20 protein-coding genes are annotated in these 21,115 nt (G+C 72.4%); 14 read left to right on the top strand and 6 right to left on the bottom strand.

Annotated features, from left to right (window positions below):
• Positions 1 to 3 precede the first annotated feature (3 nt).
• Positions 4 to 978 (bottom strand): DUF389 domain-containing protein, encoded by a 975-nt coding sequence (locus OG928_RS13510; protein ID WP_406283430.1) that lies wholly within the window; start codon positions 976 to 978, stop codon positions 4 to 6.
• Positions 979 to 997: 19 nt separating this feature from the next.
• Positions 998 to 1,966, bottom strand: a complete 969-nt coding sequence (gene coaA / locus OG928_RS13505) for a type I pantothenate kinase (RefSeq protein ID WP_406283428.1) — start codon at positions 1,964 to 1,966, stop codon at positions 998 to 1,000.
• 93 nt (positions 1,967 to 2,059) lie between these two features.
• On the opposite strand from coaA, the gene glmS reads away from it, so the two are divergent.
• Complete coding sequence (gene glmS / locus OG928_RS13500) at positions 2,060 to 3,910, top strand: glutamine--fructose-6-phosphate transaminase (isomerizing) (RefSeq protein ID WP_406283426.1); 1,851 nt, start codon at positions 2,060 to 2,062, stop codon at positions 3,908 to 3,910.
• Positions 3,911 to 4,001: 91 nt separating this feature from the next.
• Here the strand turns inward: glmS and OG928_RS13495 are convergent, their stop codons facing one another.
• Positions 4,002 to 4,517: a MarR family winged helix-turn-helix transcriptional regulator gene (locus tag OG928_RS13495; protein ID WP_406283424.1), complete on the bottom strand. Its 516-nt coding sequence runs from the start codon at positions 4,515 to 4,517 to the stop codon at positions 4,002 to 4,004.
• Positions 4,518 to 4,630: 113 nt separating this feature from the next.
• On the opposite strand from OG928_RS13495, the gene OG928_RS13490 reads away from it, so the two are divergent.
• The 7 genes from OG928_RS13490 (at position 4,631) to tsaE (ending at position 12,108) form a co-directional block, all read left to right on the top strand.
• Entirely contained in the window at positions 4,631 to 5,587 is a 957-nt protein-coding gene (locus tag OG928_RS13490; protein ID WP_406283422.1) for an EamA family transporter, read from the top strand.
• 149 nt (positions 5,588 to 5,736) lie between these two features.
• Positions 5,737 to 7,191: an alkaline phosphatase PhoX gene (locus OG928_RS13485; protein WP_406283421.1), complete on the top strand. Its 1,455-nt coding sequence runs from the start codon at positions 5,737 to 5,739 to the stop codon at positions 7,189 to 7,191.
• 45 nt (positions 7,192 to 7,236) lie between these two features.
• A complete protein-coding gene (locus OG928_RS13480; protein WP_406283419.1) occupies positions 7,237 to 7,605 on the top strand; it encodes a holo-ACP synthase in 369 nt (122 codons plus the stop codon).
• Between the two features lie 10 nt (positions 7,606 to 7,615).
• Positions 7,616 to 9,082 (top strand): NAD(P)H-hydrate dehydratase, encoded by a 1,467-nt coding sequence (locus OG928_RS13475; protein ID WP_406283418.1) that lies wholly within the window; start codon positions 7,616 to 7,618, stop codon positions 9,080 to 9,082.
• 133 nt (positions 9,083 to 9,215) lie between these two features.
• Positions 9,216 to 10,346 carry an alanine racemase gene (gene alr / locus OG928_RS13470; RefSeq protein WP_406283416.1) on the top strand — a complete coding sequence of 377 codons (1,131 nt, stop codon included), beginning with the start codon at positions 9,216 to 9,218 and terminating at the stop codon, positions 10,344 to 10,346.
• Positions 10,343 to 11,485, top strand: coding sequence for an alpha/beta fold hydrolase (locus tag OG928_RS13465; RefSeq protein ID WP_406283415.1), 1,143 nt, complete (start codon positions 10,343 to 10,345; stop codon positions 11,483 to 11,485). The genes alr and OG928_RS13465 overlap by 4 nt, the downstream gene beginning before the upstream one ends.
• A gap of 95 nt (positions 11,486 to 11,580) precedes the next feature.
• Positions 11,581 to 12,108 (top strand): tRNA (adenosine(37)-N6)-threonylcarbamoyltransferase complex ATPase subunit type 1 TsaE, encoded by a 528-nt coding sequence (tsaE, locus tag OG928_RS13460; RefSeq protein ID WP_406290951.1) that lies wholly within the window; start codon positions 11,581 to 11,583, stop codon positions 12,106 to 12,108.
• A 7-nt stretch (positions 12,109 to 12,115) separates the two neighbouring features.
• Here tsaE and OG928_RS13455 read toward each other — a convergent pair whose 3' ends face one another.
• Positions 12,116 to 14,413 (bottom strand): transglycosylase domain-containing protein, encoded by a 2,298-nt coding sequence (locus OG928_RS13455; RefSeq protein WP_406283413.1) that lies wholly within the window; start codon positions 14,411 to 14,413, stop codon positions 12,116 to 12,118.
• A 250-nt stretch (positions 14,414 to 14,663) separates the two neighbouring features.
• The gene (locus OG928_RS13450; RefSeq protein ID WP_406283412.1) at positions 14,664 to 15,278 is read right to left on the bottom strand and encodes a hypothetical protein; all 615 of its coding nucleotides are present in this window, start codon (positions 15,276 to 15,278) and stop codon (positions 14,664 to 14,666) included.
• Between the two features lie 139 nt (positions 15,279 to 15,417).
• Here OG928_RS13450 and tsaB point away from each other — a divergent pair, with 139 nt between their 5' ends.
• From tsaB to OG928_RS13425, 5 genes are all read left to right on the top strand, one after another.
• Entirely contained in the window at positions 15,418 to 16,101 is a 684-nt protein-coding gene (tsaB, locus tag OG928_RS13445; protein WP_406283410.1) for a tRNA (adenosine(37)-N6)-threonylcarbamoyltransferase complex dimerization subunit type 1 TsaB, read from the top strand.
• Between the two features lie 140 nt (positions 16,102 to 16,241).
• Positions 16,242 to 16,730 carry a ribosomal protein S18-alanine N-acetyltransferase gene (gene rimI / locus OG928_RS13440; protein ID WP_406283409.1) on the top strand — a complete coding sequence of 163 codons (489 nt, stop codon included), beginning with the start codon at positions 16,242 to 16,244 and terminating at the stop codon, positions 16,728 to 16,730.
• Positions 16,723 to 17,766, top strand: coding sequence for a tRNA (adenosine(37)-N6)-threonylcarbamoyltransferase complex transferase subunit TsaD (tsaD, locus tag OG928_RS13435; RefSeq protein WP_406283407.1), 1,044 nt, complete (start codon positions 16,723 to 16,725; stop codon positions 17,764 to 17,766). The genes rimI and tsaD overlap by 8 nt, the downstream gene beginning before the upstream one ends.
• A gap of 100 nt (positions 17,767 to 17,866) precedes the next feature.
• On the top strand, positions 17,867 to 18,142 hold the full coding sequence (locus OG928_RS13430) for a hypothetical protein (protein ID WP_406283405.1): 276 nt from the start codon (positions 17,867 to 17,869) through the stop codon (positions 18,140 to 18,142).
• A 325-nt stretch (positions 18,143 to 18,467) separates the two neighbouring features.
• The gene (locus tag OG928_RS13425; protein WP_406283403.1) at positions 18,468 to 19,286 is read left to right on the top strand and encodes a polysaccharide deacetylase family protein; all 819 of its coding nucleotides are present in this window, start codon (positions 18,468 to 18,470) and stop codon (positions 19,284 to 19,286) included.
• A 39-nt stretch (positions 19,287 to 19,325) separates the two neighbouring features.
• Here the strand turns inward: OG928_RS13425 and OG928_RS13420 are convergent, their stop codons facing one another.
• Positions 19,326 to 20,501 (bottom strand): THUMP-like domain-containing protein, encoded by a 1,176-nt coding sequence (locus OG928_RS13420; RefSeq protein ID WP_406290949.1) that lies wholly within the window; start codon positions 20,499 to 20,501, stop codon positions 19,326 to 19,328.
• A 239-nt stretch (positions 20,502 to 20,740) separates the two neighbouring features.
• Between OG928_RS13420 and groES the strand changes: the two genes are divergently transcribed.
• A complete protein-coding gene (gene groES, locus OG928_RS13415; RefSeq protein ID WP_161359282.1) occupies positions 20,741 to 21,049 on the top strand; it encodes a co-chaperone GroES in 309 nt (102 codons plus the stop codon).
• Positions 21,050 to 21,115 lie beyond the last annotated feature (66 nt).

Here is a 21,115-nt window from a genome sequence, read left to right as displayed (position 1 = left end):
CCCTCACGAAGACTTCGCGGCCCCCGTCCCGACGGACGGGGGCCGTTGCCCGGTTCGGGACGCCCGCAGGTTCCACAGGCCGCGCTGGACCAGCAGCGTGCACGTGCCCGCGAGCACGATCGCGCCCAGGTTCAGGCCGAGTTGGCCGAGCGAGCCGCCGGCCTGCCGGTAGTCGGCGTAGGCGATCGCCACGGCCGCGTTCGCGGCGGCGGGCACGGTGGTGACCGAGATCAGCACGCCGATCAGCGCGCCCGACTTGGCGCTGGTGAGCGAGAGCATGCCCGCGACGCCGGCGAGCAGCGCGACCCAGAACGAGAGCCAGTCCGGCTGGTAGATGAACTCGGTGAGCGGGCGCGGGCGTTCGAGCATGTCCCGTTCGAACAGGTCGAGGGCGTCCAGGAATCCGGTGAACGCCATGGTCGCGAGCATCGCCACCGGGAACCCGATCACCAGGGCCAGCGACGAGCGCGCGGCGAGTCGGGGTCGGCGTTGTACGGCGGCCACGCACAGGCCCGCGAGCGGCCCGAACTCCGGGCCGACGACCATCGCGCCGACGATCAGGATCGGGTTGTCGAGCAGCACGCCGCAGGCCGCGATCATGGTGGCCAGGGTCAGGAAGGCCAGGAACGTCACGGAGAGCGTGGACTCCTCGGACGTGGCCTCCTCGATCTCCTCCCACACGACCGCGTCCGCGCCGTCGCCCGGTGCGTCCCGCTCGGCCCGGTCGGCGGAGCGGGACTGCAGCACGTCGAGGTCCTCCAGCGCGATCGAGCCGTCCTCGTGGACGCCCAGTGCGCGCAGCTCGGCCAGCACCGAGCTGGTGGCCTCGCGGGCGAGGTCGCACGCGATGACGTCGCCCCTCGGCTGCACCGCGACCCCGGGCCACACCACGAGGTGGGTGGCTCCCGGTTCGGTCGACAGGAGGTCGCGTACCGCAGCGCTGCGGTCGGTGGGGACGATGACGCGCAGATGGAACATCCCGTGAACGTACCCGCGATCAGAGCTTGCGCAGCCGCAATCTGCTGACCGAGTGGTCCGCGTCCTTCTGCAGGACCAGGGTCGCGCGGGCGCGGGTCGGGCGGATGTTCTGCACGAGGTTGGTCTCGTTGATCGTCGCCCAGGTGTTCTCGGCGTAGCGCAGCGCGTCCTCGGGGGTCATCACGGCGTACTTGCGAAAGTACGACGCCGGGTCGCGGAACGCGGTCTGGCGCAGTTTCACGAACCGTTCGAGATACCAGCGGCGGATGTCCTGGGTGCGGGCGTCCACGTACACGCTGAAGTCGAAGAAGTCGGACAGCGCGAGCCGCGGCCGGCCGTCGGCGGTGGGCGACGCGGGCTGCAGGACGTTGAGGCCCTCGACGATCAGGATGTCGGGCCGGTGGATGGTCAGCCGCTCGTCGGGGACGATGTCGTAGGTCAGGTGCGAGTACACCGGCGCGGTGACCTCGGGTTTGCCCGCCTTGACGTCCGCGACGAAGCGCACGAGCGAGCGACGGTCGTAGGACTCCGGGAAGCCCTTGCGGTGCATGATCCCGCGCCGCTCCAGCTCCTCGTTGGGGTACAGGAAACCGTCGGTGGTCAGCAGTTCGACGTGCGGGTGGTCCGGCCAGCGGGCGAGCAGCTCGCGCAGGATGCGCGCGGTGGTGCTCTTGCCGACGGCGACGCTGCCCGCGACGCCGATCACGAACGGTATCCCCGGGTTCTCGCCGCTGCCGAGGAACGTGGTGAGCGCGCGACCGAGGCCGCGGGTCGCGCCCACGTAGAGGTTCAGCAGCCGAGACAGCGGCAGGTAGACGTCGGAGACCTCGTCGAGGTCGACGACGTCGCCCAGGCCGCGCAGGCGCTCCAGTTCGTCGGCGGTCAGCGGCAGTGGCGTGCCGGCCCGAAGCCGGGTCCAGGCGGCGCGGTCGAGTTCGACGAAGGGGGACAAGTCGCGAGTCGGCCCCTGAGCCGCGTAGGAGTACACGCGCTTATTGTCCCGAGTGCGTGCCCATGTGCTGTCGCCGGGCCGTCGAACGCGTTTCCGCCGGCCCGATGGGGACCCCGTAGGCTGGCCCCCATGTGCGGGATTGTGGGATATGTGGGCGCTCAATCAGCGCTGGATGTGGTCATCGGCGGGCTCAAGCGCCTGGAATACCGCGGATACGACTCGGCCGGTGTGGCCGTGCTGTCCGACGGCGCCCTCGTGAGCGAGAAGCGGGCCGGGAAGCTGGCCAACCTCGTGGGCGCGTTGGCGGAGTCTCCGCTTCCGGTCGGGACCTGTGGGATCGGACACACGCGGTGGGCCACGCACGGTGCGCCCAATGATGCGAACGCGCATCCGCACCTGGACAACGCGGGTCGGGTCGCCGTCGTGCACAACGGCATCATCGAGAACTTCGCGGCGTTGCGCGCCGAGTTGGCCGAGCGTGGGCACAAGCTGGAGTCCGAGACGGACACCGAGGTCGTCGCGCACCTGCTGGCCGAGGAGTTCCCCGGCGCGGGCGAGGACCTGGCCGAGGCGATGCGCCGGGTCTGTCGCCGGCTCGAGGGCGCGTTCACGCTGGTGGCCGTGCACGCGGACGCCCCCGACGTGGTCGTGGGCGCGCGGCGCAACTCGCCGCTGGTGGTGGGTCGCGGTGTCGGCGAGAACTTCCTGGCGTCGGACGTGGCCGCGTTCATCGAGCACACGCGCGAGGCGATCGAGCTGGGCCAGGACCAGGTGGTCGAGCTGCGCCGGGACGCGATCACGGTGACCGACTTCGACGGTGCGCCCGCGGCCATCCGCGAGTACCACGTGGACTGGGACGTGTCGGCCGCCGAGAAGGACGGCTACGACTACTTCATGCTCAAGGAGATCGCCGAGCAGCCCAAGGCGGTCGCCGACACCCTGCTCGGCCGGATCGGCACCGACGGGCGCCTGGTGCTCGACGAGGTGCGCATCCCCGACGAGGTGCTGCGCGAGATCGACAAGGTCGTCATCATCGCGTGCGGGACGTCCTTCCACGCGGGCCTGATCGCCAAGTACGCGATCGAGCACTGGACGCGGGTGCCGTGCGAGGTCGAGCTGGCCAGCGAGTTCCGCTACCGCGACCCGATCCTGGACCGGCAGACGCTGGTCGTCACCATCTCGCAGTCCGGCGAGACGATGGACACCCTGATGGCCCAGCGGCACGCGCGCGAGCAGGGCGCCAAGGTGCTGGTCATCTGCAACACCAACGGCTCGACGATGCCGCGCGAGGCCGACGCGGTGCTGTACACGCACGCGGGCCCCGAGGTCGCGGTCGCCTCCACCAAGGCGTTCCTGACCCAGCTGGTGGCGTGCTACCTGGTCGCGCTGTACCTGGGCCAGGTGCGCGGCACCAAGTGGGGCGACGAGATCACCGAGGTGATCGAGCAGCTCGCGGCGATGCCGGAGATGGTCGAGAAGGTGCTCGACACGATGGAGCCGGTGCGCGAGTTGGCCCGGTCCCTCAAGGACGCCGGTTCGGTGCTGTTCCTGGGCCGGCACGTGGGCTACCCGGTCGCGCTCGAGGGCGCGCTCAAGCTCAAGGAACTGGCGTACATGCACGCCGAGGGCTTCGCCGCGGGCGAGCTCAAGCACGGGCCGATCGCGCTGATCGAGGAGGGCCTGCCCGTCGTGGTGGTCGTTCCCTCGCCGCGCGGGCGCTCGGTGCTGCACGACAAGATCGTGTCCAACATCCAGGAGATCCGGGCCCGCGGCGCGCGCACGATCGTGATCGCCGAGGAGGGTGACGAGGCCGTCGTGCCGTACGCCGACCACCTCGTGCGGATCCCGGTCACGCCGGTGCTGCTGCAGCCGCTGGTGTCCACGGTGCCCCTGCAGGTCTTCGCGTGCGAGCTGGCCACGGCCAAGGGCCACGAGGTGGACCAGCCGCGCAACCTGGCGAAGTCGGTCACGGTCGAGTAGGTCGGTAGGTCGACCCGAGGGCGAAGGCCGCCCCGCATCCCCCGTCGCGGGGGTGCGGGGCGGCCTTTTTCCGGTCCGGGTCCGCCGCGAGTCAGCCCAGCCGTAGGTCGCCCTGGGCCACGAGCAGTTTGCGCAGCAGGGTGTTGAGCTGATCGCGCTCGTCCTCGTCGAGCACGGCGAGGAAGCGCTCCTCGTTCTCCAGATGGCCGAGCAGGATGTCGTCGACGAGCCGACGACCCTCGGGGGTCAGCTTCACCAGGACCGAGCGGCGGTCGTCGGCGGCGACGGAGCGCTCGACGAGGCCCTTCGCGGTGAGCTTGTCCACGCGGTTGGTGATCGCGCCCGACGTCACCATCGCCGAGCGCAGCAGCGCGCCGGCGCTCACCCCCTCCACGCCGCCGGAGCGGCGCAGCGTGGCGAGCACGTCGAACTCGGAGAAGTCGAGTCCGTGTTCGGCGAAATAGCTGCGCAGTGTCTGGTCGACGTACCGGCGCAGCCGGTTCATCCGCCCGACCGCGGCCATCACGTCAAGGCTCTTGGGGTCGATGTCGGGGCGCTCGAGGTGCCATTGGTCCCATACGTCGTCTATTGCGTCGCGTTCGGTCACGCCTCCAATTTATCTCAACGGTCATCTACTTGACGCTCGCAGATCGAAGGTATTTACTTATCTCAACGTTCAGATAGTCAGTGCTCGCAAAACTAACGTTGAGGTGAATGGTCATGGCGGTTCAGGGTGGTAGCAAGGGGCTCGGTCGGGTCGGGATGCTTCTGGCCACGGCCGTGGCTCCGGCCACGTGGGGCACCACCTACCTCGTGACCACGCAGATGCTGCCCGCCGACCGCCCGCTGCTCGCCGCGGCGGTGCGGGCGCTGCCCGCCGGACTCCTCCTGGTCGCCATGTCCCGCCGACTCCCGCGCGGCGTGTGGTGGTGGCGCTCGTTCGTCCTGGGGATGCTCAACGTCGGCCTGTTCTTCCCACTGATCTTCGCCGGCGCCTACCGGCTGCCCGGCGGGGTCGCGGCCACGATCGGCTCGGTGTCGCCGCTGATCGTCGCGGGCCTGTCCCTGCTGATCCTGAAGGTGCGGACGCAGGCGCGGGTGCTGCTCGCCGGGGTCGGCGGCGTGATCGGGGTCGGTCTGCTGGTGCTCAGCTCGAAGGCCGAGATCGACCCGATCGGCGTCGGGCTCATGCTGCTCGCCACCACGCTGATGGCCATGGGCGTCGTGATGTCCGCCCGCTGGGGCCGGCCCGAGGGTGTCTCGCTGCTCGCCACGACCGGCTGGCAGCTCACCGTCGGCGGCATGGTGATCGTGCCGCTGATGTTCGCGATCGAGGGCATGCCGCCGGTGCCGACCGGCCGCAACCTGCTCGGCTTCGCCTACCTCGTGCTGATCGGCACCGCGCTCGCCTACGTGCTGTGGTTCCGCGGCATCGAGCGGCTCGGCGCCGGTGTCGCCTCCTTCCTCGGTCTGGTCAACCCGCTGGTCGCCACGCTCGCCGGCCTGGTCGTGCTCGGCCAGACGCTGACCCCGCTCCAGATGCTCGGCCTGGTGATCGCGCTCGGCGCCATGCTGCTCGGACAGCGTGCGCCGAAGCGTCGGGCGGAAGTGAGCGTCGAGGCTCCCGTACGGATCATGAACGAAAAGAATCGGACAGAGGTCGCCAAGGCTTCATGAAGTGAACACAGAGCCGCTCCCCACCTGGGGAGCGGCTCTTTTTGGGCAACCGGTGTGTTCACCTATGAAACGTACGCCGGCGTATGTAGGGTTCGGCGCGTCTCGACCGGTACCGATCCGTGTTCATCCCCGGCTCCCGGAGGTCGCACGTGCAACGTCGTACTTTCCTCACTCGCACCGCCGTCGTGGCCGGTGGTGCCGCCGCGTTGGCGGGCCCGTTCCAGGGCGTGGCCGCCGCCGGCGAACTGCTCGCCCGGCGCGGCGGCGGACGGCCGCCGCACACCCCCGGCTACGGACCGCTGCGGCCCGTGCCCGACGCCCTCGACGGCAAGGTCCGGCTCCATCTGCCGGAAGGTTTCGGCTACCGCTCGTTCGGGGCCGTCGGCACCCCGATGAGCGACGGATACGCCACGCCCGGCCGGCACGACGGGATGGCCGCGTTCCGCGGCCCGAACGGTTCGACGGTGCTGGTGCGCAACCACGAGGTCCCGGGCGTCGCACCCGCGTTCGGCGATCCCGCCCTGGCGTACGACCCGCGATGCGGCGGCGGCACCACGACGCTCACGATCGACCGGCGCGGCCGGCTCGTGGACGACCGGGTGAGCATCAACGGCACCCAGATGAACTGCAACGGCGGGCCGATGCCGTGGGGCTCGTGGCTGACCTGCGAGGAGACCGTCGACGGACCCGACGTCAAGGGCATCTTCCCGGGCCAGGACAACAGCCTGCTGACGCAAAAGCACGGCTACCTGTTCGAGGTCCCGCTGCACGGGCGCGCGCGACGCACGCCGATTCGCGCCGCGGGGCGCTTCCTGCACGAGTCGGCCGCCTACGACCCGCTCGGCGGCGCGCTGTACCTGACCGAGGACAACTTCCTCTTCCCGAGTGGCTTCTACCGCTACACCCCGCCCGGACACCCGGAGCGGGTCGGCCGGCTGCTGGACGGCGGGCGGCTGCAGATGCTCGCGATCGCAGGCCGGCCGGGCGCCGAGCTGCACCTGGGCCAGCGCCCGGGCGCGTGCTTCGACGTCACCTGGGTCGACATCGACGACCCCGACCCGCAGTTCGCGCCGAACACGCCGTGGACGGCGGCGGCCCCCGCGGTGGGCAATCAGGGGCGGGCCAAGGGCGCCGCGCAGTTCTCCCGGCTGGAGGGCTCGATCCACTGCGACGGCGTCGTCTACTTCGTCTCCACGCAGGGCGGCGCGACCGCGCCCGGGGACGAGCTGCCGCCCTCGCCCGTTCCGCTCTTCGGTGCGGGGCGCGGTCAGGTGTGGGCGTACGACGTGCGGCGTCGACAGCTGCGGCTGGTGTGCGAGTCGCCGCACTCGTCGGTGTTGGACCTGCCGGACAACATCACGTGCAGCCCGGGTGGGTCGCTGGTGCTGTGCGAGGACGGGGATGGGGACAACTTCCTGCGCGGGTTGACGCCGGCGGGGCGGATCTTCGACATCGCCCGGCTGGAGCCGCTCGACGGGGACCCCGACGCGGAGTTCGCCGGGGCGACGTTCGGGCCCTCCGGAGACACGCTGTTCGTGAACATCCAGTCGGCGCAGGGGCGGTCCTTCGCGATTCACGGGCCGTGGCGGGGCGGGGGCTGTTAGGGCACTGTCCGGGGGATTCGGGGCCGGAGTTTGTAGGCTCGCCGGGTGATCATCGGTGTGGGTATCGACGTCGCGGATATCGCGCGGTTCGGGCAGTCGTTGGAGCGGACGCCGGGGTTGGCCGATCGGCTCTTCACCGACGGGGAGCGCTTCGTCCGGCCCGGGCAGGAGCGGGGGATCGCCTCGCTCGCCGCGCGGTTCGCGGCCAAGGAGGCGCTGGCCAAGGCCCTGGGCGCGCCCGGGGGGCTGCACTGGCTGGACGCCGAGGTGACCACCGAGGACTCGGGCCGGCCCGTGCTCACCGTGTGCGGCACGGTGGCCGCGCGGGCCGCCGAGCTGGGCGTCCGGCACTGGCATGTGTCGCTCAGCCACGACGCGGGCATTGCTTCCGCTGTCGTGATCGCCGAGGGCTGAGGGGCGTCGGATGCGGAGCGCGCACGGAGTCGAGCAGGTCCGGGCGGCGGAGGCGGCGCTGCTGGCGACGCTGCCCGAGGGAACGCTCATGCGCCGCGCGGCGGCCGGGCTGGCGACCACGTGCGCACGGCTGCTCGGCCGGGTGTACGGCGCTCGGGTCGTGCTGTTCGTGGGCAGCGGGGACAACGGTGGGGACGCGCTGTACGCCGGGGCCGCGCTCGCCCGGCGCGGGGCGCGGGTGGACGCGCTGCTGCTCGCGCCGGAGCGTGCCCACCCGGGCGGGCTCGCCGCGCTCCGCACCGCCGGCGGGCGCGCGCACGACGCGAGCGAGCCGGGCCGGCCGGGCCTGGCGGACCTGATCGGCCGGGCCCGGCTCGTGCTCGACGGGATCGTCGGGATCGGCGGACGCGGCCCGCTGCGCGCCCCCGCCGGTGAATTGTTCACCCACGTGGGTGATGCGGTCGTGGTCGCGGTGGACGTGCCCAGCGGCGTGGACGCGGACACCGGCCGGGTCGAGGGCGCGGCGGTCCGGGCCGACGTCACGGTCACCTTCGGCACGTACAAGCCGGGCCTGCTGGTCGATCCCGGCGCGGGGTACGCGGGCGCGCGGCACCTGGTGGACATCGGGCTCGACCCGCACCTGCCGGACCCGGAGCTGACGGTGCTTCAGCACGCGGACGTGGCCCGGCTCCTGCCGCGCCCGCTCGGCGAGAGCGACAAGTATTCGCGCGGCGTGCTCGGCGTGGTCGCGGGCTCGCCGCGCTATCCGGGCGCCGCGGTGCTCGTGGTCGGCGCGGCCGTGCGCGGCGGCGCGGGCGGGGTCCGGTACGCGGGCCCGGCCGACGTGGTCGCGCCCGTGCTGGCCGCGTGGCCCGAGACGCTCGCGAGCACCGCCGCCCCGGCCGACGCGGGCCGGGTGCAGGCGTGGGTGGTGGGCCCCGGCCTGGACACCGACGCGGATGCCGAGGAGCGGTGGGCGAGCGTGCTGGCCGCGGACGTGCCCGTGCTGGTGGACGCCGACGGCCTGACCCTGCTGGCCCGGGCCCGGCCCGGCACCTGGTCGGCCCCCACGATCCTGACCCCGCACGCCGGGGAGGCGGTGCGGCTGTTCGCCGCCGCGGGCCTCGACGTCCCGCGCGCGCGGATCGAGGCCGAGCGGTTGGACCACGCGCGCCGGCTCGCGGCGCTGTACGGCTGCGTGGTCCTGCTCAAGGGGAGCACGACCGTGATCGCCGCCCCCGACGGCCGGGTCCGGGTCAATCCGACCGGCACCGCGTGGCTGGCCACCGCGGGCAGCGGCGACGTGCTGTCCGGCCTGGCCGGCTCGTTGCTCGCGGCGGGCCTGGACCCCCTGGACGCGGCCTCCGCGGCGGCCTACCTGCACGGCCTGGCGGCCCGCGCGCTGCCCGGACCGGTGACCGCGCCGGACCTGATCCGGACCCTGCCACGGGTGTGGGCGGACGTCACAGGCGTGTGACACGACCGCCCGGATGGAACGGGCCTGCCACACTGGGGGTCTTGAACTCCGGGACTCCCGGGACCCGGGCCCCGCCCGGAACCCCGTCCGGACCACTCGTCGATGACCGTTCGTCGGAAGGACCACCAGCCACATGCGTGCCGAGGCGCGGATCGATCTGGACGCGATTCGGGGCAACATCGCGGCCGTACGGGCTCGGGTGGGCTCGGCGGCGGTGATGGCCGTGGTCAAGTCGGACGCCTACGGACACGGCATGGTGCCCTGCGCGCGTGCCGCCCGCGAGGCCGGCGCCACGTGGCTGGGCACCGCCGTGGTCGAGGAGGCGCTCGCGCTGCGCGCGGCCGGCGACACCGGGCGCGTGCTCACCTGGCTGTGGGCGCCCGGGGACGCGTTCGAGGACGCGGTACGGGCCGACGTGGACATCTCGGTCAGCGGCCTGTGGGCGATGCGCGAGGTGGTGGCCGCCACGCGGGCGGCCGGCCGGCCGGCGCGCGTGCACCTCAAGGCCGACACCGGGCTCGGCCGCAACGGCTGCACTCCGGCCGAGTGGCCGGCCCTGGTCGACGCCGCGCTCAAGGCCCAGGCCGACGGCATGGTCGAGGTGGTCGGCCTGTGGTCGCACTTCGCCTGCGCCGACGAGCCGCTGCACCCCTCGGTCGCGGCCCAACTGACCGAGTTCACCGCACTGCTGGAGCACGCCGAGCGCTGCGGGGTCACGCCCGAGGTGCGCCACCTGGCCAACTCGCCCGCGACGCTGCTGCTCCCCGAGTCGCACTTCGACCTGGTCCGGGTGGGCCTGGCGACCTACGGCCTGTCGCCCGTGCCGGACGTCGGCGACCCCGCCCACTTCGGCCTGCGCCCCGCGATGACGCTCGTCGCGAGCCTGGCCGGCGTCAAGCGGGTGCCCGCGGGCCACGGCGTGTCCTACGGGCACGCGTGGGTGGCGTCGAAGGAGACCACGCTCGCGTTGGTGCCGACCGGCTACGCCGACGGCATCCCGCGGCACGCGAGCAACACCGGTCCGGTCCTGGTGGCCGGCCACCGGCGGACGATCGCGGGCCGGGTGGCGATGGACCAGTTCGTGGTCGACCTCGGCGACGACGAGGCCGCCGCGGGCGACGAGGCGATCCTGTTCGGCCCCGGCGACCACGGCGAGCCCACCGCCGAGGACTGGGCGGTCGCGACCGGGACGATCTCGTACGAGATCGTCACCCGGATCGGCGTCCGGGTGCCCAGGGTGTACGGCGGGACGGCCGCGCCATGACCACACCCGTAGTGCCGCCCACCGGCGCCGGCCGCGCGCTCGGCCGGCGGGCCGGGATCGTGGGCGCGGCGGTCGGCGTCCTCGCGGCCGGCGCGGCCGCCGGCGTCGCGATCGAGCGGATGACGGTCGGCCGCGCCTTCCGCCGCCGCACCGAGGCCCAGATGGACGCGCTCGCCGAGTTCGGCACGCTGCGCGGCAGGCCGCACATCGTCACCGCGGGCGACGGCGTCGAGCTGTACGCCGAGCTCGACGGCAACCTCGACGCGGACCTGACCGTCGTGCTGTGCCACGGCTACACGCTCGACATGGACTGCTGGCACTACCAGCGTGCCGAACTGCGCGACGGCCACCGGCTGGTCCTGTACGACCAGCGCAGCCACGGCCGGTCGGGCCGCGGCGCGCCGGAGACGTCGACGATCGACCACCTCGGCGCGGATCTGCACACGGTGCTGACCGAACTCGCGCCCGAGGGCCCGCTCGTCCTGGTCGGCCACTCGATGGGCGGCATGACGATCATGGCGCTCGCCGATCAGCACCCCGAGCTGTTCGGGGACCGCGTGGTCGGCGTCGCGCTGATGAACACCTCGGCCGGCCGGTGGGCGACCGTGACGCTGGGCATCCCGGCGGCCGGCGCGCGGCTCGTGCACCGGATCGCGCCCGGGCTGCTGCGCACGCTGGGCCGGCGGGCCTCGCTCGTGGAGGCGGGCCGGCGCGCGGCGCGCGACCTCGTGTACCTGTTCACCGAGCGGTACGCGTTCGACTCGGAGGTCGACCCGACCCTGGTCCGGTTCACCGACCGGATGATCTCGGGCACCCCGATCGACGTGATCGCCGAGTTCTTCCCGACCTTCGAGGCGCACGACAAGATGGCGGCGCTGCCCACGCTCGCGGGCGTCGAGACGCTCGTGGTGGGCGGCGAGGGCGACCTGATGGCGCCGGCCTCGCACAGCGAGGCGATCAAGGAGGCACTGCCGAACGCCGAGCTGGTGATCGTGCCGCAGTCCGGGCATCTGACACCGCTGGAGCATCCGGAGGTGGTGAACGCGGCGCTGCGCGGGCTTCTCGCGCGCGCCGCGAGTGCACCCGGTCGGCGCGCAAGGCGGTCCGGCGGGCGCGTGCGCGGCGATTCGTCCGCATAGGTCGGAAGAAGCCGGGATCCTGAGAGACGCTTGCAATCGCCGCCGGCCCCGACGCGGTTCGGGTTCCGGCTCGGTTTGGTGGGAGTACTGAAGTGGTGCGAAGTGTGACCGTGACGGTCGCCGGCGGCGCGGACACGCGCGGGCTCGGCGCGCGTCTGGCGAAGCTGCTGCGGGCCGGCGACCTGATCGTGCTGTCCGGCGGGCTGGGCGCGGGCAAGACGACGCTGACCCAGGGCATCGGGGTGGGCCTGGACGTGCGCGGCGCGGTGACCTCGCCGACGTTCGTGATCGCCCGCGTGCATCCGTCCCGGGTCGGCGGTCCGGCCCTCGTGCACGTCGACGCCTACCGGCTCGGCGGCTCGCCGGACGTCACCGCGGAGATCGACGGCCTCGACCTGGACGCGTCGCTGGAGGAGTCGGTGACCGTCGTGGAGTGGGGCGAGGGGATGGTCGAGGAGCTCGCCGACGACCGCCTCGACATCGCGATCGAACGGGACCCGGCCGAGGCCGACGCGCTCGCCGAGAGCCCCACCGACTTCGCCGGCGACGAGGTCCGCACGATCGTCGTGCGTGCGATCGGCGCCCGCTGGGCGGACGCCGATCTCGACGCGCTGACCGGCTGAGGCTCTTTCAGGACTCGTCCACCGGCGGCGAGTTCGGGCTGCCCGTCGGCGGGCGGCTGCCGCCGCCGCCCGTGGCCGGTGGCCGCGTGGTCGTCGGCGCGCGGGTCGTGGTCGCCGGGGGAGTGGTCGGCGGGGTCGGTGCGCTCGGGGCAGTCGCACCGTCGGTCGGCGGCGGGCCGGTCGCCGTGGCCGGCGCGCTCGGGGCCGAGGTGGGGCGGCTCGGCGGCACCAGGGTGGTGTCCGGGCCGCCGAGGCCGCCGTCGGTGGCGTCCGGGAACTCGGTGACCATCTCGTCCGCGAGCGCGGCGCGCATGTACGTCGTCCACATCCGGGTGGGCAGGTTGCCGCCGTCCACCCGGTTCAGCCCGGCGACCCCGCTCATCGACAGGAACGCGTGCGTTGTGGCGTCCTCGCGGAACATCCCCATCGACGTCGACAGGTCCGGCGTGTACCCGACGAACCACGCCGAGCGGTTGTCGTCGGTGGTACCGGTCTTGCCCGCCGCCGGGCGATTCAGCGCCTGCGCGCGAAAGCCCGTGCCGTTGTCCACGACACCGCGCAGGACCTGGGTGACCGCGTCCGCCTGCCGGGTGTCGAGCGCGTCCCGGGCGTCGTGGTCGGGCAGGTCGATCGCGTCGCCGTCGCGGGTCAGCTTGTCCACCGGATACGCTCCCCGGTGCTTGCCCTCGGCGGCGAACGTCGCGTACGCCGAGGCCATGTCGAGCGCGCTGGGGGTGGAGGTGCCGAGCGAGACCGACGGCACCGGTTCGAGCCCCGGTGTGCTCGCCGGCAGGCCCACGTCCACCGCGGCGCGGACGACGCGATCGGTCCCGGCGTCCATGCCGAGCTGGGTGTAGACGGTGTTCACCGACCTGTCCATCGCCCGGGCGAGCGTGATCTCCCCGTAGCTGACCCCGTCCTCGTTGCCGGGCTGCCACGGCACGCCGTCCTCCAGGACCGGCCTGCCGTTGGGGTAGCGGATCACCACGTTGTCGTTGCCGTTGTACACGGTGCGCGGCGTGATCCGGGTGCGCCTGCCGTCCTCGTCCTGGACGCCGTTGCGCAGGCCCGCCGCGAGCACGAACGGCTTGAACGTCGAGCCGACCTGCACGTCGCGCCGGGTGGCGTCGTTGACGTACTGCTTGACGTAGTTCGGGCCGCCGTAGACCGCCACGATCCGCCCGGTCGCGGGTTCCACGGACGCGGCCCCGACCCGGACCCCGACGTCGGCCGGGCGGCTCGCCGGGTCGAGGGACTGCGCGAGCTGCTCCTGGACGGTCTTGTACAGGGCCTCGGTCTTGCCCTTGTCGAACGTCGTGGTGATCGCGTAGCCGCCGGCGTCGAGCCGGTCCTCGTCGACGACCTTGTGGTCGAGCAGGTAGCGCTTGGCCATCTGGACCAGATAGCCGTTGACGCCGGCGAGGTTGGCCGAGGGGCGCGGGTCGAGCGGCTCGGGGAAGACCATGCTCGCGCGTGCCTCGGGGGCGAGCCACTTCTCCTTGACCATGCCGTCGAGGACGTAGTTCCAGCGCGCGAGCACGCGCCGGCGGCCCGGCTCGCCGGTGTTCTTGACGTCGTTGGCGCTGGGCGCGTTCAGCAACACCGCGAGATAGGCGCCCTGTTCGAGGGTGAGTTGCCCGACGTCGACGCCGTAGTACGCCTGTGCGGCGGCCTCGATCCCGTAGGCGCCGCGTCCGAAGTACACGCTGTTCAGGTAGCCGGCGAGGATGTCGTCCTTGGCGACGGTGCGGTCGAGTTTGACCGAGATGATCGCCTCCTTGAACTTCCGGCCGAGGGTCTGCTCCTGGGTCAGGTAGACGTTCTTGACGTACTGCTGGGTGATCGTCGAGCCGCCCTGGAGCCCGCCGCCGCCGCCCGCGACGTTGGCCAGCAGGGCGCGCACCGTTCCGGTGATCGAGACGCCGGAGTTCGAGTAGAACGAGCGGTCCTCGGCGGCGAGTACCGCGTGCTGCACGTCGAGCGGGATCGCGGCCAGCGGCACGCTCTGCCGGTTGGTGGCGCCGGTGCGGGTGATCTCGGTGCCGTCGCTCCAGTACCAGACGTTGCTCTGCTGCCGGGCCTGCGCGTTGACGCTGTGCGGCACCGGGGTCGCGGCGTACACGATGCCCACCGCGGCGAACAGGCCGGAGACCACCAGGAGCAGGAAGGTGAGCAGGTGCTTGAACGAGGGCAACCAGCGGCGCAGTCCGGTGCGGTTGCTCCGGGGGTAGTCGAACAGCCTGCGCCGAGGAATCGGCCCCTGGACATCGCCGGGACCGCTCGGGCCGGAGGAGTCGTGCGCCACGCCGCCACCATTTCCTCGGTGCGATTGCCCTTGGACGGGCCCTGCCGGTCATCCGGGTGAGTCCCGCGGGACAGGGGCGACCGGAGAGATCATCAGCCTGATGATATGTGGGCACAGTAGGGGAATTGCTGCCGAATGGGGCGAAGGTGGGCGTGGCGAATCGGCGGCGGACGGTGCGGGTGCGACCGCTCGGGACGATCGTTCGGACGACCCCTCGGACGGCCTCTTGGACGATCGTTCGGACGACCGCTCAGGGCACCACGATGACCGGTGTGCCGACCGGTGCGAAGGCCCACAGGGCCGCGCCGTCGGCCGGCGTCGAGCGGATGCCCGCGCTCTGCTTGGCGGGCGGGGCGGAGGTCCGCGGCCGGGCGGTGCCGCTGGGCGTGGGCTTGACCGGATTGATCTGGTCCAGCGGGGTCTCGGTGGCCGCGAAGCCGAGCGGGATGCCCTGCACGAAGCCGAAGCGCACGGAGTAGGTGATCCGCACACCGTCGCTGCCGGTCTGCGCCTCCTCCTTCTTCAAGGTCACCGCGAACGTGCCCGGCTGCGGCTTGACCGGCGCCGGTGCGATCACGTAGTCGCGCAACGAGCGCTCGGCCTCGTCGACCAGCCAGACCCGGTTGTCCTTGAGCGAGTAGACGACCCGCTTGCCGGTGCCGGAGCCGGCCGGCACGGCGGGCGGCGCGGCCGGCGGCGGTGCGGGTACTCCGGACGGGCCGGTGGGCGTGGGCGTGCCCGTGCGGGCTATCCCTCGATTGTCCGGCGCCGAGTTCGCGGCCTGGGCCGCGAGGAATCCGACGCCGACGAGCGCGGCGATGGTGATGCCCGCGACCGCCACGCCCGGGTTGAGCCGCTTCGCCATTGCCTTGGGTCCTCTTCCGCCGTGTCGAGGCCTCCATGGTGCCGGCAGGTACCGTCCGCGCGTTGGAGCCGGGTCGACTTTTCCTTCGGTGCCGGCGCCGGCGGGTGGGAGTGTGGTCCGCGGTCGGTAGCCTGGTCCCGTGCTGCTGCTCGCCTTCGACACCGCCACCCCGGCCGTTACGGTCGCCCTCCACGACGATTCCGGCGTGCTCGCCGGTTCCACCCGGGTCGACGCGCGCCGTCAGGGTGAACTGCTCGCGCCCGGCATCGTCGACGTGTTGCGCGCGGCGGGGCGGACCCGCGCCGAGCTCACCGACATCGCGGTCGGCGTCGGTCCGGGGCCCTACACCGGCCTGCGGGTCGGGATCGTGACCGCGCTCGCGATGGGCGACGCGCTCGGCATCCCCGTGCACGGCGTGTGCACCCTCGACGCGCTCGCGTACGCGGCCGGGCGGGACGGCACCGTCGTCGGCCCGTTCGTGGCCGCGACCGACGCGCGCCGCAAGGAGGTCTACTGGGCGCGGTACGCCGACGGCCGCACGCGCGTGGAGGGTCCGGCCGTGGACCGCCCCGGGGACATCGCCGAGGCGTTGCAGGGGCTGCCGGCGGTGGGGGCCGGTGCGGCGCTGTACGCGGAGGCCTTCGCCGATCCGCGCGGGCCGGAGCATCCCGACGCGGCCGCGCTTGCCGCCTTCGCGGTCGAAACCCTGGCGGCGGGGCTGGAGTTGTTGGCGCCGGAGCCGTTGTATCTGCGGCGCCCCGATGCGCAGGTTCCCGTGGGGTACAAGGCTGTGACGCCCGGTGGGCCGCCGCCTCGGGGGTGATGCGGCCGGCCTGCGGCCCGCTTGGCCTCAAGCGCCGGCCGGGCTGCTTGGCCTCAAACGCCGGCCGGGCTGGATGTGTCGGCCGGGCTGGATGGGTTGGTCGGGTGGGGCATGGATGGGGCGGGACTAGACTCCCGGGCATGGAATCCGGCCCTCGACTGCGGCGCATGCGGTGGTGGGACATCGAGGCCGTCATGCGACTCGAGCACGAGTTGTTCGCCGAGGACGCGTGGTCGGCCGGGATGTTCTGGTCCGAGTTGTCCGAGCCCGAGATGCGGTACTACGTCGTGGCCGAGGACGGGACCGGGGGCCTCGCGGGCTATGCCGGGCTCGCGGTGATCGGTGACGAGGGTGACGTGCAGACGATCGGGGTGCGCCGCGATCGGTGGGGCAGCGGCCTGGGGGCCGTGCTGCTGGCCGAGTTGCTGGAGCGCGCCGTCGAGCGGGGTTGTCGGGATGTACTGCTGGAGGTGCGGGTGGACAACGCCCGCGCGCAGGCGCTGTACGAGCGCTTCGGATTCAAGGGGATCGGCGTGCGGCGCGGCTACTACCAACCCGCCAACGTGGACGCGCTCGTGATGCGTTGCGATCTGAAGGAACGTCGGGAAGGAACGGCCACCGGTGGCTGACGAACCACTCGTCCTGGGCATCGAGACCTCGTGTGACGAGACCGGCATCGGCATCGTGCGCGGCACCACGCTGCTCGCCGACGCGGTCGCCTCCAGCGTCGACGAGCACGCCCGGTTCGGCGGCGTCGTGCCGGAGGTGGCCAGCCGCGCGCACCTGGAGGCGATGGTGCCCACCGTGCGCCGCGCGCTCGCCGACGCCGGCGTCACGATGAACGACATCGACGCGATCGCGGTGACCTCCGGGCCGGGCCTGGCGGGCGCGCTGCTGGTCGGCGTCGCGGCGGCCAAGGGCTACGCGGTCGCGCTGGACAAACCGCTGTACGGCGTCAACCACCTGGCCTCGCACGTGTGTGTGGACCAGCTGGAGCACGGCAAGCTGCCCGAGCCGTGCATGGCGCTGCTCGTGTCCGGCGGCCACTCGTCGCTGCTGCTCGTCCCCGACATCACGGCCGACGTGCGCCCGCTCGGCTCGACCATCGACGACGCGGCGGGCGAGGCTTTCGACAAGGTCGCGCGCGTGCTCGGGCTGGGCTTCCCGGGCGGACCGGCGATCGACCGGTGGGCCGAGGCGGGCGATCGGAAGGCGATCGCGTTCCCGCGCGGGCTCACCGGGCCGCGCGACGCGCCGTTCGACTTCTCCTTCTCCGGCCTCAAGACCTCGGTCGCGCGCTGGGTCGAGGCCCGCGAGCGGGCCGGTGAGAGTGTCCCGATCGCCGATGTCGCCGCGTCCTTCCAGGAGGCCGTCGTCGACGTGCTGACCCGCAAGGCGATCCGCGCGTGCAAGGAGAACGGCGTCGAGCACCTGATGATGGGCGGCGGCGTCTCCGCCAACTCGCGCCTTCGCGCGCTCGCGCAGGAGCGCTGCGACGCCGCCGGGATCGTGCTGCGGGTGCCGCGGCCGGGCCTGTGCACGGACAACGGCGCGATGGTCGCGGCGCTCGGCGCGGAGCTGGTCGCGCGCGACCGGGCCCCGTCCACGCTGTCCATCCCGGCCGACTCGTCGATGCCGGTCACGGTGACGCAGGCGGCCTCCTAGGGCGTGTCTTCAGACCCCCGGCTGGGCCGCGACGCCTGGCATCCGCCCCTGGGCCGCTTCGGGCTGCCCGTCACCCGTTTCCGATCCGAGGAGGATCACCATGGCGATCGCGGCGATGTGGGAGGCCAAGACCGCATCGGGCCACGGTGCGGCCCTGGCCGACTGGGTGCACTCCGCGGCACTGCCGGTGCTGGTCGGCGCGCCGGGCCTGGAGCGGGTCGAGGTGTTCGCCGCCCCCGACGAGCACGACGGTGACCGGGTCGTGGTGATCGCGCTGTGGACGGGCCCTCCGGTGGCCCTCCCCGACCCTCCGGTGGCCCTGGTCGCGCGGCCCCCGCACGCGTGGAGCTTCGAACGCCTGAGCGTCGGCCCCTGACGCGGCACGGGTTTCCGGTCGATACAACACACGACCCGCACCCGGCGAGGAGGCCATTCGCAAGCCGGATGCGGGTCGAGTGCCTTGGCTGCCGGCTGCGTGCCGCCGCACGTGCCATTGGCCTTGTCCGGGAGTGTGCCCAGCTCATCGGCCGTTCAACAGTCCTTCAACAGTCCCTTGGACCGGGCTTGTCCCGACCGTGACGGGCCGTCGCGCCGCGTAGCGTGAGCGCGGGTGGGACCGGCGAACGAAGGGCTCGGCGACAGTGGTGCATCGAACGGTACAAAAGCGGCGCGGCGCGGCCCTCGCATTGGCATTTGTCGCATTGGCCGGAGTCCTCGCCGGGTGTGGCGGATCCGACGACAAGAAGGACAAGGCGAGCGAGCCGATCGCCGGGGTGCGGCGAACCGACTCCCCGAAGTCCTCTCCCGCCGCGAAATCGGACACTCCGGGCGCGGGTGCCGACGAGCTCGCCGCGAAGTGGAATCTCAAGCCGTTCGCCCCGCCGCCCGCCCCGCCCGCGGTGAAGCCGGTCAAGGCCGGCGGCGCCAAGCCGCCCGTGGTCGACAGGATCCCCACCGATCAGAAGATCGTCTTCATCACGATCGACGACGGCGCGGAGAAGGACCCGAAGTTCCTCGAGATGATGCGCGACCTGCGCATCCCGGTGTCGATGTTCCTCAACGACACCTATGTCCGACAGGACCCCGAATACTTCCGCAAGCTCCAGGCGCTCGGCGCCACCGTGCAGAACCACACGCTCTCGCACCCCGACCTCAAGACGCTGGGCGCCGACGCGCAGAAGCACCAGATCTGCGGTCAGCAGGATCGGCTGGCCGAGGTGTACGGCACCCGGCCGACACTGTTCCGCCCGCCCTACGGCAACTGGAACGCCACGACCCAGACGGTCGCCGGGGCCTGCGGCGGGATCGGTGCGATCGTCAAGTGGCAGGAGTCGATGCAGATCAACGACATGCAGTACGTCGCGGAGAAGAAGCTGCACCCGGGCGACATCATCCTCGCCCACTTCCGCGGTCCGTCCGACCTCAAGGGCACCACGATGACCCAGATGTTCGGCAACATGCTGCGCAAGATCCAGGCGCAGGGCTACACGATCGCGCGCCTGGAGGACTACATCGGCTAGCCCTCGGCCGGCCCGTGTCCTCGACCTCCCGGACCCGGCCTACGCCGGGTTCGGGACCGGTTGCGCGATCAGCATCGTGGGTGCGCCCGCCACGCGGGTCAGCAGTACCGTGGCGGCGTTCGGGCCGCTCGGCTTGACCCGCCGGCGGATCTCCTCCGGCTCGACCGCGGAGCCGCGCTTCTTGACCGTGAGGTTGCCGACCCCGCGCTCGCGCAGCAGCGCCTTGAGCCGCTTCAGGTTGAACGGCAGCACGTCGGTGATCTCGTACGCGCTCGCGAACGCGGTGCCCACCAGCCGGTCCGAGCTGAGGTAGGCGATCGTCTCGTCCACGAGGTTGCCCTCGACGAGCTCGCCGACCTCGGCGACCAAGTGCGCCCGGATCACCGCGCCGTCCGGCTCGTACAGGTAGCGGCGGACCGGGCCCACCGGTGCCTGCCGGACGAAGCCCGCGGTCAGGCACGCGCCGCCGGGCAGCAGCGTCGCGCGCAGTTCGGCGCCGCGGAGGCGCCCCCACCACAGCACGGCCTCCTTGACGTCGCCGCGGTCGGAGACCCACTCGGCCTCCATCCCCGCCGGCACGATCTCGTGCGGGATGCCGGGCGCGACCTTGGCGGCGCCGCACGCGACCCGCTCGGCGAGCGTGCCCAGGAACGAGAACGGCGGGGAGTACGACTCGGGGTCGAAGGTCCGGCCGCGCGCGGTGCGCCGGGCCGGGTCGATCAGTGCCGCGTCGTAGCCGTGGAGGTCCACCCCGGTCACGTCCGCGCACTCGACGGTGATCAGCTCCGCGAGGCCCAGCGCGGCGGCGTTCGCGCGGGCGACGGCGCAGGTCAGCGGGTCGAGGTCGACCGCGTGTACGGCGATCCCGGCGCGGGCCAGCGCGAGCGCGTCGCCGCCGATGCCGCAGCACAGGTCGACGGCCCGGGCGATGGAGCCCGCCGCGACCAGGCGCGCGGCGCGGTGGTCGGCCACCGAGGCGCGCGTCGACTGTTCGAGCCCGTTGGGCGTGAAGTACATCCGATCCGCGTCCGGCCCGAACTTGGCCCGGCCCCGCTGACGCAACCGGGACTGGGTCAGCGCGGCGGCCACCAGCTCCGGCGGGTGCTCGCGGCGCAACCGCGTGGCGAGCGCCAACTCGTCGGCCTCGGCGTGGTCGGCGAGCAGATCGAGCAGCGAACGGCCCTCGTCGGTCAGCAGCGCGGTGAACGCATCCATGTGCACGGGGCCATTCTCGCCGAGTCCCGCCGAGCGAACCGGTATGAAGAACGCGCCCAGACCCGCGAAACCTGGCACTCTGGTTGACGGAGTGCTAACCGCCACCTAGTGTCTGTGCTGGCACTCTCCCCATGAGTGTGCCAGTGCGATACGAGCAGGTCCGGCACCCGCGACGACGGATCCGCAGCGATCGCCGACAGACATTTTTCCGTGAGATCTCCGAAGGGGGAGGTCGCATCGTGACGACCGCCAACACCAAGGTTGCCATCAAGCCGCTCGAGGACCGCATCGTGGTCCAGACGCTTGAGGCCGAGCAGACCACCGCGTCGGGTCTCGTGATCCCGGACACCGCCAAGGAGAAGCCCCAGGAGGGCGTCGTCCTGGCTGTGGGCCCGGGTCGTTTCGAGGACGGTCAGCGTCTGCCGCTCGACGTGAGCGTCGGTGACACCGTTCTGTACAGCAAGTACGGCGGCACCGAGGTGAAGTACAACGGCGAGGAATACCTCGTTCTCTCGGCTCGCGACGTGCTCGCGATCATCGAGAAGTGACATCGCGCTGACGCGCCGGAACCGGTGACGGTTCGACGACCCCGCCCCGGATCGCCCTGCCCTTGT

The sequence above is a fragment of the Embleya sp. NBC_00896 genome (genome assembly GCF_045207785.1).
GTDB lineage: Bacteria > Actinomycetota > Actinomycetes > Streptomycetales > Streptomycetaceae > Embleya.
This window is presented reverse-complemented; position numbering and strand designations above follow the sequence as displayed.

Bases quoted from the DNA above. Each gene is read 5' to 3' on its own strand.
- OG928_RS13510 (WP_406283430.1), bottom strand. From the start codon at position 978: ATGTTCCATCTGCGCGTCATCGTCCCCACCGACCGCAGCGCTGCGGTA.
- glmS (WP_406283426.1), top strand. From the start codon at position 2,060: ATGTGCGGGATTGTGGGATATGTGGGCGCTCAATCAGCGCTGGATGTG.
- OG928_RS13490 (WP_406283422.1), top strand. From the start codon at position 4,631: ATGGCGGTTCAGGGTGGTAGCAAGGGGCTCGGTCGGGTCGGGATGCTT.
- OG928_RS13475 (WP_406283418.1), top strand. From the start codon at position 7,616: ATGCGGAGCGCGCACGGAGTCGAGCAGGTCCGGGCGGCGGAGGCGGCG.
- alr (WP_406283416.1), top strand. From the start codon at position 9,216: ATGCGTGCCGAGGCGCGGATCGATCTGGACGCGATTCGGGGCAACATC.
- OG928_RS13465 (WP_406283415.1), top strand. From the start codon at position 10,343: ATGACCACACCCGTAGTGCCGCCCACCGGCGCCGGCCGCGCGCTCGGC.
- OG928_RS13450 (WP_406283412.1), bottom strand. From the start codon at position 15,278: ATGGCGAAGCGGCTCAACCCGGGCGTGGCGGTCGCGGGCATCACCATC.
- rimI (WP_406283409.1), top strand. From the start codon at position 16,242: ATGGAATCCGGCCCTCGACTGCGGCGCATGCGGTGGTGGGACATCGAG.
- OG928_RS13430 (WP_406283405.1), top strand. From the start codon at position 17,867: ATGGCGATCGCGGCGATGTGGGAGGCCAAGACCGCATCGGGCCACGGT.
- OG928_RS13420 (WP_406290949.1), bottom strand. From the start codon at position 20,501: ATGGATGCGTTCACCGCGCTGCTGACCGACGAGGGCCGTTCGCTGCTC.